The 13,309-nt window shown below is 62.8% G+C and carries 8 protein-coding genes; 3 read left to right on the top strand and 5 right to left on the bottom strand.

Features of this window, described 5'->3' with window-relative positions:
• Both SGJ19_23455 and SGJ19_23450 read right to left on the bottom strand, forming a co-directional pair.
• On the bottom strand, nt 1–3,010 hold a 3,010-nt coding region (locus SGJ19_23455; GenBank protein MDZ4783214.1), incomplete at its 3' end, for an SdrD B-like domain-containing protein.
• Between the two features lie 120 nt (nt 3,011–3,130).
• Complete coding sequence (locus SGJ19_23450) at nt 3,131–4,165, bottom strand: WD40 repeat domain-containing protein (protein MDZ4783213.1); 1,035 nt, start codon at nt 4,163–4,165, stop codon at nt 3,131–3,133.
• 241 nt (nt 4,166–4,406) lie between these two features.
• Here SGJ19_23450 and SGJ19_23445 point away from each other — a divergent pair, with 241 nt between their 5' ends.
• Nucleotides 4,407–6,407 (top strand): helicase C-terminal domain-containing protein, encoded by a 2,001-nt coding sequence (locus SGJ19_23445; GenBank protein ID MDZ4783212.1) that lies wholly within the window; start codon nt 4,407–4,409, stop codon nt 6,405–6,407.
• A gap of 314 nt (nt 6,408–6,721) precedes the next feature.
• The gene (locus SGJ19_23440) at nt 6,722–8,983 is read left to right on the top strand and encodes a glutamine synthetase III (protein MDZ4783211.1); all 2,262 of its coding nucleotides are present in this window, start codon (nt 6,722–6,724) and stop codon (nt 8,981–8,983) included.
• A 213-nt stretch (nt 8,984–9,196) separates the two neighbouring features.
• Here SGJ19_23440 and SGJ19_23435 read toward each other — a convergent pair whose 3' ends face one another.
• Nucleotides 9,197–9,793: a hypothetical protein gene (locus SGJ19_23435; GenBank protein MDZ4783210.1), complete on the bottom strand. Its 597-nt coding sequence runs from the start codon at nt 9,791–9,793 to the stop codon at nt 9,197–9,199.
• 161 nt (nt 9,794–9,954) lie between these two features.
• Nucleotides 9,955–11,184: a DegT/DnrJ/EryC1/StrS family aminotransferase gene (locus SGJ19_23430; GenBank protein MDZ4783209.1), complete on the bottom strand. Its 1,230-nt coding sequence runs from the start codon at nt 11,182–11,184 to the stop codon at nt 9,955–9,957.
• A 325-nt stretch (nt 11,185–11,509) separates the two neighbouring features.
• Here SGJ19_23430 and SGJ19_23425 point away from each other — a divergent pair, with 325 nt between their 5' ends.
• On the top strand, nt 11,510–12,130 hold the full coding sequence (locus SGJ19_23425) for a pyroglutamyl-peptidase I (protein MDZ4783208.1): 621 nt from the start codon (nt 11,510–11,512) through the stop codon (nt 12,128–12,130).
• A gap of 16 nt (nt 12,131–12,146) precedes the next feature.
• Here the strand turns inward: SGJ19_23425 and SGJ19_23420 are convergent, their stop codons facing one another.
• Nucleotides 12,147–13,184 (bottom strand): WD40 repeat domain-containing protein, encoded by a 1,038-nt coding sequence (locus SGJ19_23420; protein ID MDZ4783207.1) that lies wholly within the window; start codon nt 13,182–13,184, stop codon nt 12,147–12,149.
• Nucleotides 13,185–13,309 lie beyond the last annotated feature (125 nt).

Genomic DNA, 13,309 nt, shown 5'->3' with positions numbered 1-13,309 from the left:
CGATGTAGGCCGCTGGCTGCACTTCCGACACGCCGTACACGCCCGGCGCGAGGCCGTCGAAGCGATAGAAGCCGTTCACGTCCGTCACCGCGGTGACGGTCGTCGGCGCGCCTGCGGCGTCGAGCAACACCAGCGTCACGCCGGCAATGCCCGACTCGCCAGCGTCGCGGATGCCGTCGTTGTCGAGATCGACATAGACGTATCCGGACAGGCTGACCGGTTCGTTCTCGCAGAAATCGTAGCCGGTCGCGGTGACGCCGGGGCCGAGGTTAATGCTGGTGATCAGGTCGTTTCCGCCCACCGTGCCGCCGGCGGTGCCGACTTCTTCGCCGCCGTCGTAATAGCCGCTGGGTTGCACTTCGAAAACCGAGTACACGCCCGGCGCGAGGCCACCAAAGATGTAGACGCCGTTGGCGTCGGTCACTGTCGTCGCAATGACATTGCCGCTCGGGTCGCGCAGTTGAATCTGCACGCCGGCGAGGAGCATTTCGCCTTCCTGGAAGATGCAATCGCCGTTTTTGTCCGCGTGTACGCGGCCGCTGATCGAGCTGGGGAGCAACTCACTGAAGTTGTATTCCGCGCCATGCACGCCGGGATTGAGCAGCGCGCCCAGGATGCGATCGCTGCCGGGCGTCGTGCCGCCGGCGCTGCCGGGGCAATCCTGGCCGTCGATGTAGGCCGCCGGCTGCGCCTCCGCCACGCCATACGTGCCCGGCGCGAGTCCCTCGAAGCGATAGAAGCCGTTCGCATCGGTCGTCGTCGTACGGCCGGTCGAGTTGCCATTCGCGTCGAGCAGCGTGAGCGTTACCCCGGCAATGCCTGCTTCGCCAGTTTCGCGCATGCAGTTGTCGTTCAGATCGACGAACACATAGCCGGAGATGCTGACCGGCTCGTTCTCGCAGAAGTCGTAACTGGTCGAGTTGACGCCGGAGCCAAGCGTGATGTTGCCGACGCGATCGTTGCCGGTGACGTTGCCGCCGGCCGTGCCGACTTCCTCGCCGCCGTCGTAGTACCCTGCCGGTTGCACCTCGAAGATGCTGTACGTGCCGGGCGCGAGATTCGTGAACTTGTACACGCCTTCCGCGTTCGTCGTGGCCGTGGCGACGAGCGTGCCGTTGGAGTCGAACAGCCGCACTTCGACGCCCTCAATCAACTTCTCGCCCGGCTGAAACACGCAGTCGCCGTTGGCGTCGGCATGCACACGGCCGCTCAGCGAAGCCGGCAGCTTTTCGCAGAAGTCATAGCCCGCGGCATTCGCGCCGGGCGACAGATTGATGTTCGAGATGCGATCGTTGCCGGTGACATTGCCGCCGGCGTTGCCGACGTTCTCGCCGCCATCGTAGTAGCCCGCCGGCTGCACCTCGAACACCGAGTACACGCCCGGCGCGAGTCCCGTGAAGCGGTACACGCCAGCCGAGTCCGTCTTGGTCGTTTGCAGCAAATTGCCGGCACTGTCGAACAGTTGCACGTCGACGCCTGCCAGCAATTGCTCGCCCGGCTGATAGATGCAGTCGCCGTTCAAGTCTGCGTGCACGCGCCCGGAAAGCGTGGCCGGCAGCAATTCGCCGAAATCGTAGTTCCGGCCGATCTGTCCGCCAGCGAGGAAAATGCCGGAGATCAAATCGCCGGGATTCGTCGCTGCGCCGCCAGCGTCGCCGGCGCGATCGAGACCGTCGAGATAGCCGGCGGGCGTGATTTCGGTCACGCGGTAACTGCCGGGACGCAAGCCCTTGGCCGACCAGGAACCATCGGCGGCGGTGAAAACTTCGATCGCCGTCGGTAGAGCGCCGCTCGGCGGCAAGTATTGAATGATGACCTTCGCGCCGCCGATGCCTTGCTCGCCCGCGTCGAACACGCCGTCGTTGTCGACGTCGTAGTAGACGTGGCCGTGCAACTCGGCTTCCTTGGCTTCGGCAAAGTCGTAGCGAATGCCGGCCTGTCCGCCTTTCAATACAATCTCAGTGAGCGCATCGACGGACTCCACGGTTCCGACGGCGACGCCTTCCACCGTACCGACCTTCGCGCCGACGCTGAAATACTGCGCCGGCTGCACTTCTTCCACTTTGTAAGTGCCTTGCTCCAGCAGGTCGAACTTGTAGTTGCCCTGCGCGTCGGTCGTAGCGGTCTTATTCTGGTAGCGCTGGTAGCCGCCGTCCACGAAGCGCCAGAGTTGCAACACCACGCCGGAGATGGCCGATTCGCCGCCGTCGCGTGTGTTGTTCATGTTCACATCGTGGAACACATTGCCGGACAGCGACACCGGCTTCGGAATCTGCTTGATCAACACCACGGCGCCGGCCGTCCGGTCCTCACGATCGCCGGGTTCCGGCGGCATGTAGGAATCCGGCGGCAAGTTCAGCTGCGTGCCGTTGGTTTGCGATGCATTTAAGAAGTTGGTGTCGTACGCGTCGCGGAATTCGCCCGTTCCCGTGGCGTCGAAGTAGTGCGGGGCCGTGAACGTGCCCGTCAATTTTGAACGCTGAAACTCGCCGCCCTCGACGAGCGAGTTGACGTCGATCGTACTGCCGCTGACGAATTGTGCTTCGTCGACGTCGATCGTAAACACGAGCTTCTCGCCAGCTTCGAAGCCAGAGAGATTGAAGATCAACTTGGTGCCGCCGTCCACGACCTGCGGGTCGCCGATGACCGTGAAGCCCTGCGGAGTCTGAACCTGTAATGCTGCGAAATTGAACGCGCCAAGGCCGCCCGTTTTGATATCGAAGAACAGGTCGCCCGTGCTGAGGCCGTTCCCTTCCTTGTCGGTGTCGATGACGATCTGCGTCATCTGCGTGCCGGGCTGGCCGCCTTGAAACGTGATCTCAATCTTGTCGCCGGCAGAGTCGTCTCCCGTGGCCTCCTCGAAGTACACGGCGCCCAGGTGAATGTCGGCGGCCATCAGGCTGCGCCGTTCGAGCGGTTCGAGTTGGCAGCGCTTGTATCCATCGCCGAAAGGCGCAGCCGCGATCGAACTCCGTCGCATCCAACGGCGCACCAAAGAGAGCAAACTCACGAGGGAACCTCCATGTTCACTGGGAACTCGGCAGCAGGAACGCTGAACGAGGCACGATTGCCTGACAGGGCCTCTACTCAATTCCGAATTCCGACTCTGCGTTTCTTCCCGGCCGTCTTCTTACCGTTCCGTCCGCTCCGCTTCCGCTTGTCGGGCCAGGCCGCTGTCTTTTTGCTTGGCCATGGCCCAAAAGCGGATCGTTGTGTCGTAGCTGCCGGAGATCAGCGTCTCGCGGCCTGCGTCATAGACCAGGGCGCTCACGCTGCCTTCATGGCTCACGCCGCGACCCGTTTCCACGAGCGAATTCACATCCCAGAAATGCACGTCATTATCCGCATCGCCGATCGCCAGCGTTTCAGCCTGGCAAAATGCCAGCGACAGCACGCGGCCCGAGTTGGTCGTCATCCGTCGCGGTTCGCCGCCCGTTTGGTGATCGAAGACAAACACCTCCTGGCCCTCGCCGCCAGCGGCCAGTAATGCGCCGTCCGCCGAAAACGCCAACGCGCTAATGCGTCGTCCGTCGGTTTCCAGGTCCTGGATCACTTCGCCGTTGATCGCATTCCAAATCCGCACCTGCCCGTTCCGTCCGCCGACCGCCAACGTCGTTCCGTCCGGCGCGATGGCCAACGCGCGATGATCGTTGCTCGGCCCCTTCAATTCATACAGCAACCGCCCGGTGTCGGACGCATAGATGCGGACCGATGCTTCGAAGCCCGCCGCGGCCAGCCATTGTCCCGATGGCGAATAGGCCATCGCGAAAATCGCCTGTGAATGCGCGGGTAAGGTCCGCAACAACTTCTTTCCGGCCGGGTCCCAGATGCGAATCCGCCGATCATTGCCGGCCGAGGCGAGTTGTTCGCCGCCCGGATGAAAACTCACCGCGCGGACCCAATCGTCGTGCCCGCTCAGTTCCGCGGCCAGTTTTCCGTCAACTAAGTTCCAGACGCGCACCACGTGGTCGTCGCCGCCGGAGGCCAACATCGATCCGTCCGGGCTCAGAGCCAGCGCGGTGACCACCGGCACCGTCTTGGCGTTCGCGGAACCTGCCACAATCGTCCGTTCCGCCTGTTGCCGCGGCACTTCGCCGCGGCTTTCTCCCCCGAGAGCCATCGCCATCAGCGCGGAGAGGGCAAATGTTGGGAGTTTGGTGAACATGGCGAAACCCTCGGACCGTGTAAGCGCAATACGCCTGGCGCAATATCGGCATAATCGCCACGGTTTGTTCAGCTTGAGCGGCGCGAAACCAAAGGCGGTGGTCGTCAAAAGCCCAGGGAAGGCCACCATCGATATAGCCGATGGCAGAGACTTCGAGGGCCTTCCCTGGGCTTGGTGCGGCGCACAATCATGTTCGCGGCGCTCCACCGGCCATCGGAGCGCTCTGTTACAATCCGCCCGTATGAGCGGCGTGGCGGACATCTTGGGACCTGGCGGGCGCGTAGCGGAGCGGCTGCGCGACTACGAACTGCGCACGCAGCAATTGGAGATGGCCGAGGCCGTCGCCAAGGCCTTGCGCGAGAAGCGGCACCTGATGGTCGAGGCCGGCACCGGCGTCGGTAAGAGCTTTGCCTACCTCGTCCCGGCGATTCTGGCCACCGCCGACCCGGCGAATGAATCGCTCAAGCACCGCCGGATCATCATCTCGACGCACACGATCAGCCTGCAGGAGCAGTTGATCCACAAAGACATTCCGTTCCTGAACGCGGTGATTCCGCTGGAGTTCACGGCGGTGCTCGCCAAGGGTCGCGGCAACTACATCAGCCTGCGGCGATTGAAAAACGCCGTCGCGCGGTCCAGCCATCTCTTCAAGGAAGAGGAGGAATTCGTCGGCGTCCGGGCGATCGCCGCTTGGGCCAAGCAAACGCACGACGGGTCACTCGCCGATCTGCCGTACCGCCCGCTGCCGCAGGTCTGGGATGAAGTGCAAAGCGACCACGGCAACTGCATGGGGCGCAACTGCCCGGAACATGCGCAGTGCTTCTATTACCGCGCGCGGCGGCGCGTGCAAAACGCGCAGATTCTGATCGTCAATCACGCCCTGTTCTTCAGCGACCTGGCGCTGCGCCGCGAGAATGTCAGCATCCTGCCGGACTACGACGCCGTGATCTTCGACGAAGCCCACAACATCGAAAGCGTGGCGGGCGATCACCTCGGGCTGAGCATTTCCTCCGGGCACGTCGACTACACGCTCAACCGGCTATTCAACGACCGCACCAACAAAGGGCTTCTTGTGCGCGACAAAGATCGCGACAAGTTGCTGGACGAATTGCAACTCGACGTGACAATGTGCCACTTCACGGCGCAGGATTTCTTCCAGGACTTGAACGCCTGGCGCGACAACCATCCCGGCGCCAATGGCCGCGTGCGGAAGCCGGAGATCGTCGAAAATCATTTGGGGCCGAAACTCACCGCGTTGGCCAAGCGAATGCGGATGTACGGCGCGTCGCTCACCGAAGAATCGGAGCGTCAGGATTTCGTCGCCGCGTCGGATCGATTGCTAGGCCTGGCCGGATCGATCGACGCCTGGCACAAGCAGGTGCAGGGCGATTGCGTTTACTGGCTCGAAACGACGACGGGGCGCTTTCCGAAGACGCTCCTCAGCGCCGCGCCGATCGAGGTCGGCCCCGCGCTGCGCAGTCAACTCTTCGACGCCGGCCCGACAGTCATCATGACTAGCGCCACACTTTCGGTCGGCGAGCCCCCGTCGTTTCAATACTTTCAGCAACGGCTCGGTGCCACGCACAATTGCGACACGCTCCGTCTCGGCAGCCCATTCGACTATCAGCGCCAGGCGACGCTGATCCTCGTGCGTGATATGCCGGACCCCTCGAATGAAAAGGCCGCTTACGACGAGCGCGTCCTCGAAATGCTGCGCCGGTACATCGCGCGGACCGACGGGCACGCCTTCGCACTGTTCACCAGTCATGACATGGTCCGCCGCGCCGCGAAGGCGCTCGCCCCGTGGCTGCGCGAAAGAAATCTCGCACTCTACAGCCAGGCCGACGGCGTGCCGCGCACCCAGATGATCGAACGCTTCAAGAAAAACCCTCGCGGCGTGCTCCTGGGCACCGACAGTTTCTGGCAAGGCGTCGACGTCCCCGGCGATGCGCTCCAAAACGTCATTATCACGAAACTGCCGTTTGCGGTGCCGGATCGCCCGCTCGTGGAGGCCCGCGTGGAGGCCATCCAAGCAGCCGGCGGCGTCCCATTCCGCGACTACCAACTCCCGGAAGCGGTCCTGCGCTTAAAACAAGGCTTCGGCCGCCTGATCCGCACGGCGACCGACAAAGGTACGGTCGTGATCCTCGACCCGCGCGTACTCACCAAAAGCTACGGGAAGTTGTTCCTCAGCTCATTGCCAGATTGCCAGCGCATGGTGGAGTCGATTAAAGAAGCATGAAAGCGATCGCTGCGAAACAGCCGATTTGCCGGATATTTAGGCACGCATTGCCTAGTCGAGCGACGATTTTCAGCTATCTTGTCGCCTGCAAGGTTTGTGTCCGAGCGCAATTCCGCTGTATTCTGGCGTCTTGGCACGCTATTTGGGAGCGGGCATAGAACTTGCACTTTGCACGGCCCCTGTGTTGAGGAATCAATGGAGCTGGTTCCGACTCCCCGCCATGGATCGGCGAATTCTGATTCGCTTGCCGAAGGCCCTCATCAGCGTTACCAGGGCTGGACGGCGGCAAGGTCCATTTAGGCGGAAGGGAATTGATGGGAACGACTCTGAAACCGGGGAACGGCGCGTCACAGAACGGGGCTTCCGGGGCGTATCGCCCGGCGTCTCCGCCGGCCAGTGGCCGCACACCACGTATGGCGGCCATCGCCGCCGTCACCAACTACAAGAACAGCGAGCCGCCGTTGAACTTCACCGACACGCCGACGTCGGTCCTCTTTGCTTCGAATGTTTTCAGCAAATCGGTGATGAAGGAGCGGCTGCCGAAGCCGGTCTTTAAGTCCCTCATCAAGACCATCGAAACGGGCGAGAAGCTCGACCCCGCGGTGGCCGATGTCGTCGCCGCCGCGATGAAGGATTGGGCGATCTCTAAGGGCGCTACGCATTACGCCCACGTCTTCTACCCGCTGACCGGCGCCACGGCCGAAAAACACGACTGCTTCCTGTCCCCGGACGGTGAAGGCAGTGCGGCCGCGGAATTCACGGGCAAGCAACTCATTCAAGGCGAGCCGGACGGCTCCAGCTTCCCGTCCGGCGGCATCCGCGCGACGTTCGAAGCCCGCGGCTACACCGTCTGGGACGTGACCAGCCCGGCCTACATCCTGGAAAACCCCAACGGCACGACGCTCTGCATCCCCACGGCGTTCGTCTCCTGGACGGGCGAAGCGCTGGACAAGAAGACGCCGGTGTTGCGTTCGATGCAGGCGCTCAACAAGCAAGCGCACCGGATCTTGAAGCTGTTCGGCCGCGACGACACATCCTTCGTCGCCTCGACCGCAGGTCCCGAGCAGGAATACTTCCTGATCGACCGCAACTTCTACTTCTCGCGTCCGGACCTGTTGACCGCGGGCCGCACCCTGTTCGGCGCCAAGCCGGCCAAGGGGCAGCAGTTCGAGGATCATTACTTCGGCGCCATCCCCGAACGCGTGCTGGCGTGCATGATCGAAACGGAACGCGAGCTGTTCAAGCTCGGCATTCCGGTCAAGACCCGCCACAACGAAGTCGCGCCGGCGCAATATGAAATCGCGCCGGTCTTCGAGACGGCGAATCTCGCCACCGACCATCAACAGATGGTCATGTTGATGCTCCGCAAGATCGCGGAAAAGTACGGCATGGCCTGCCTCACGCACGAAAAACCGTTTGCGGGCGTCAACGGCAGCGGCAAGCACGTCAACTGGTCGCTGGGCAGCGCCACGCTAGGCAATCTGCTCGACCCCGGCGATACCCCGCACGAAAACGCGCAGTTCCTGGTGTTCTGCGCCGCCGTGTTGCGAGCGGTCTACAAGTACCAAGGTCTGCTGCGGGCCGTGGTCGCCACGGCGGGCAACGATCATCGGTTGGGCGCCAACGAGGCCCCGCCGGCGATCATCTCCGTCTTCCTGGGCGATCAATTGGCCGATATCTTCGACCAGATCAAGCAGGGAGGCGCCAAGAGTTCGTTCGCCAAGAGCATGTTGCATGTTGGCGTCGACGTGTTGCCGCCGCTGCCGAAAGACGCCGGCGACCGCAACCGCACGAGTCCGTTCGCCTTCACGGGCAATCGCTTTGAGTTCCGCGCCGTCGGCGCAAACCAGTCGATCTCCGGGCCGCTCGTGGCGATGAACACCATCGTTTGCGAGTCGCTCGACTACTGCGCGACGCAGCTCGAAAAGGCCATCGGCAGTGATCCGTCGAAGCTCAACGATGCGGTGCAGAAGCTGTTGACCGAGATCATGGCCGAGTGCGAGTCGATTATCTTCAACGGCGACGGTTATTCCGCGGAATGGCACGCCGAGGCGGCCAAGCGCGGCTTGCTCAACCTGAAGACGTCGGCGGAATCCCTGGCACAACTCGCGGACCCGAAGGTCGAAGCCCTGTTCGCCAAGTACGGCGTGCTCTCGAAGCGGGAACTCGAAAGCCGGCTGGATACGTACCTCGAGCAATACTGCAAAACGGTCAACGTCGAGGCGAATCTCACCATCGAGATGGCCAAGACACTGATTTTCCCGGCGGCGATTCGCTACCAAGGCGAGCTCGCGTCGACGGCCGTGAACTTGAAGATGCTCGATTACAAGTTCGACACCGACACGCTGGACGTCATCACCGAGTTGGTGAAGTCGTTCCAAGATAGCGTGGCGATTCTCGAACGGCTGCTGGTCGACGTGCCGCACGAGGGCGCTCAAGCGGAGTCCACGTACTATTGCGGCGAAGTGCTGCCGGCGATGGCGATGGTTCGCAAGTACGCCGACGCCCTGGAAGCCACGGTGGCTGACGACTTGTGGCCGCTGCCGACCTACCAGGAGATGTTGTTCATCAAGTAACGCCCGTACCAAACTGGTGATTTGTGCTGCACAAAACGGACGAGACGCCGCGAACCTTGCCGCGGCGGATCGTCCGTTTTTTTTGTTCTAAATGCCCCCGCAGAAAGTTTGAAGTGGGGTGCCACTGGCGGCTTGTCCGCCAGCGACGTCAAAACCGCACTGGCGGACAAGCCCCCAGTGGCACCCATCGCTCGCGTTGTCCTGCCTGCGCGCTTAGCGAGTGCCGCCCCGCCGCGCAATGCAGCACCAGCAGCAACCGAGGGCCACGATCAATCCCAGCACGAAAGTGCTCGGTTCTGGAACCGTATAACCGAAGGTATACTTCGGGCCGTCGACTGGGCGATAGTCAGGTCCGCCGCTCATCGTCATCAGCTGTGCACGATGGAACTGCATCACTAGCGGTTCGCTCAGCGGAAACTGCGCCGTCACGGTGGTGTCATCTACGCCCGGACCCTGCGACACGAAGAATTCGCTTCTCGCCAGGTCAAACTTGAGATTCAGTTCGAGGTAGTCGACGGTCTCCGGGTATTCCGCAAAAACGCCCTCCAAGCCAAGCAACTCCAGCTTGCTTACGGTCGCCTGCGCTTTGCCAAGGCCGTCGAGTTGCAAGCGCATGTCCAGTTCAAGGTCGAACATGCAGACGAAAGGATCTTCCCCGCAACCCAGCGAGCCGCTCGCCATGCTGGCCGCTTCGTAGCGCAGCGTGCCAAGCGCGGGATTCACCTGCACGTGAAACGCTTCGTAGTCAGCCGCGGCCACGCCAACGAGACCGAACACCATTGCCAGTGCGCTGCAGATCGCCAGTTTCATGGGTGTGCTCCAGAGTTACGAAAGCGGAAGTTGAACGTCTGGCTGTAGCCGGCCTCTGCGAGGCCGGGGAGAGGGCATGGAATCGTTCCAAGTCGTCGTATTTGTAGACGAGCGCGCAACGTGGCAACTATGCCCGGCGCGGCCGAGGTCACAGACCTCGGCTACAGTTGTTTGGCGTTGGACGGCGACGTCGCGTCGAGGAACTTCGGGCGCGGCGGCGCTTGTCGCTGCGAAGTCTGTGCTCCGAAGAACGACGCGACGCCCGCGACGACGGCGCGCTGCTCGTCGGCGGTGAGCTCCGGGAAGATCGGCAAGGCCAGCGTTTCCTTCGCGGCGCGCTCCGTTTCCGGCAGGCTGCCGGGCCCGATGCCCAGCGAAGCAAAGCACTCTTGCAGGTGCAACGGCACGGGATAGTAAATCTGCGTGCCGATCTTCCGCGTCGTCAGGTGTTCGCGCAACGCGTCGCGCTTTCCGCCTGGCACGCGTACGATGTATTGATTCCACACGTGACGGCAGCGCTGGCTGGCCGTGGGCAGACCGATGCAGTCCGCCAGTCCGGCCTGCGTGAACAGTTCGGTGTAGCGCGCGGCGTTCGTGGCGCGCTGCGCGGTCCAGCGATCGAGGTGCGGTAACTTGACGTTTAGCGCCGCGGCCTGCAACGAATCGAGCCGGCTGTTGAAGCCAACCAGTTGATGATGATAGCGCTGGCGTTCGCCGTGCACACGGAGGATACGGAGCTTGGCGGCCACCTCGTCGGCCAGGCAAGTCATCAACCCGCCGTCGCCGACGCCCCCCAGGTTCTTGGTCGGATAAAAGCTGAAGCAGCCGACATCGCCCAGGCAGCCGGCGCGGCGCCCGTCGAACTCGGCGCCGATGGCCTGGCAAGCGTCTTCGATGACCGCGATCTTGTGCGGCCGAGCGATCGCGTTGATCGCGGTCATATCGGCGCATTGGCCATAAAGATGGACGGGAATGATCGCCTTGGTGCGCGGCGTCACGGCCGCTGCGATCTTGGCAGGATTAATGTTGTAGGTGACCGGGTCGATATCGACGAAGACTGGCTTCGCGCCCAGTCGCCAAGCGGCGCCAGCGGTGGCGAAGAACGTGTAGCTCGGCATCAGCACTTCATCGCCCGGGCCGATGTCGTAGGCCATCAGCGCCAGCAGTAAAGCGTCGCTTCCCGAAGCGCAGCCGAGAGCGTGCGGGACTTGGCAATACGCGGCGAGCGATTTCTCCAGTTCAACGCAATCCGGCCCGAGGACATAGCGCCCCGTGTCGCAGACCTTGGCCAGCGCGGCGAACAGCTCGTCGCGCAGCGCCGCCTGTTGGCGCAACGTGTCAAACAGCGGGACTTCCGGCCAATTCGACGGATCCTCGGCGACGGGCTTCATGCTCGACTCCCTGGGCAACCACGCTGACCGTCACGCGCAGCGCGTGCGGCCTCCCCAATGCGGGCCGAAGAGTAGAACGGGCCGGGTTTTGCGTCAAGGCGAGCGGCGAGGACTTTCGCGTTGAAAGGCCGCCGGTTTCTCCAAGCCCAGGGAAGGCCCTAGAAGACTTCCCTATCCTCTCCAGTCGATGGTGGCCTTCCCTGGGCTTAGCGCCGAGACGGCGTGCCGCATAAAGCCGCCTCGCGCCTTGCAGTTAGCGCGGTATTTGCTCCAATCAGGTTCGCGGAGGGGGGAAATCCGCGTTCAGTGTTGCCCGGCAGCCGCTATGTTTCAGCCCACGGTCCTGATTACCGCCTTCGAGCCCTTCGGCGAATGGCGGTCCAATTCCAGTTGGCAATGCCTGGTGAATTTCACCCGCGATTTGCCGTTGGAGCCAAAAATCGTCACGCGGCTCTACCCTGTCGATTTCGCCGCTGCCCGCACGCGTTTGTGCCGTGATTTATCCGCTGGCTACGACGTGGTCTTGCATCTCGGGCAGGCAAGCGGCCGGGCGACCATCGATCTGGAGATGTTCGGCCTGAACATCGGCGGCAAGCCGGGCGATGAGAAATCGAACTTTAAGATATTGGAAGCAGACGGTCCGCCGGCTTACCGGAGCGATCTCCCGTTGCTGGATTGGGCTACGAAGCTGCGCCAGCGGGGGATTCCGGCGCAGGTCTCGTACCACGCCGGCACGCATCTGTGCAACGCGATGTTGTACTGGACCCACTACTTCGCGGAACGCGACGGCTACACCACGCGCGCGGCATTCATTCATGTGCCGCTGGAGCCGAGCCAGGTCGTCGACGCCGAACGCAGCCTGGCGTCGATGCCCACGTCGATGACCGCCACGGCGCTGCGGTGCATCGTCAGCGAGATTCAGGCGGACGCGAGTCGACTTGCTTAGGCGTTGAGCCTTGGCACTACTTGTTCGCCGCCTGGGGATTTTCCGTCACGGGCGCTGGGAAGCGTTCACGCGGCGCGCCGAATTCCCAGACCTTGATCGAATCGCGCTGGCTGCCGGTGGCCAAGGCGGTGCCGTCCGGCGAGAAAGCCACTGCCCAAACGGCGCTCGTGTAGTTGTCGAGCAACGAGGTTGTCTGCCCCGAAGCAATGTCCCAAAGCCGGACGGTTTGATCGTGCCCTGCGCTAGCCAGACGTCCGTCCGGGCCGAACGAGAGATCGACGATCCAATCCTTGTGACCTTCCAGCACCTTGTTCGCGGGCAAGGCGGCCAGGTCCCAGATCAGGATCTTACGATCCGCGCCGGCGCTCGCCAATTTGCTGCCGTCGCGCGTGAACGCCAGCCCGCGGACCAGATCGGAATGCCCCTCGAGCTTCGCCTTTTCCGTGCGATCAGCGGTGTTCCACAGTCGGACGGTTTTGTCCGACGAGCCCGTGGCGATCGTTTGTCCGTCCGGTGAAAACGCCACGCGAAACACGCCGCCCGAGTGGCCGGCGAGTGGCCCGATTTCCGTGTTGTCGGCGACCTTCCAGAGCTTCACCGTTGTATCGTCGCTGGCCGTGGCCAACGTCAGACCGTCCGGGCTGAACGCGACGGACGTCACCCAGTTCTTATGCGCGGCGATTGAAGCCTTCTCCTGTGCGGCGGCGACGTCCCAGATTTTCACCGTGCCATCGTAGCCGCCCGTCGCAAGGAGAGTGCCGTCCGGCGAAAACGCCACGCACCAGACGCAGGTCGGATGTCCGGCGAAGCTGGCCAATTGCTGGCCGGACTTCGGATCCCAGAGCGTCACGTCGCCAGGGCGATAGAGCAGCGACTCGCCGCCAACCGTGGCCAACTTCGCACCATCGGGCGAAAAGGACGTGCCAGTGACCCAACGACGATATTGCGAAATCGCCGGCGTTTCCTGGGCCTGCACCGCCGCCGGCCACAGCGTGCCGAGGACCAAGGCGCTCAAGAGCAGCCAACTTCGCCGAGCCACATTTTGAAACATCATCGAATGCTCTCCCGCCAGTCAAGTGCGCGCCGATTCATGGAACTCAAATGAACTCCGTCCGCATGCGCCAAAGTATAGTCCGTCCCAGCACCGGTTGCACGTCAGCGCCCATCCGGCGAGCGTCG

It is taken from the genome of Planctomycetia bacterium, assembly GCA_034440135.1.
Classification (GTDB): Bacteria; Planctomycetota; Planctomycetia; order Pirellulales; family JALHLM01; genus JALHLM01.
Note: the sequence above shows the minus strand (reverse complement) of the source record. Positions and strands in the feature narration are given on the sequence as shown.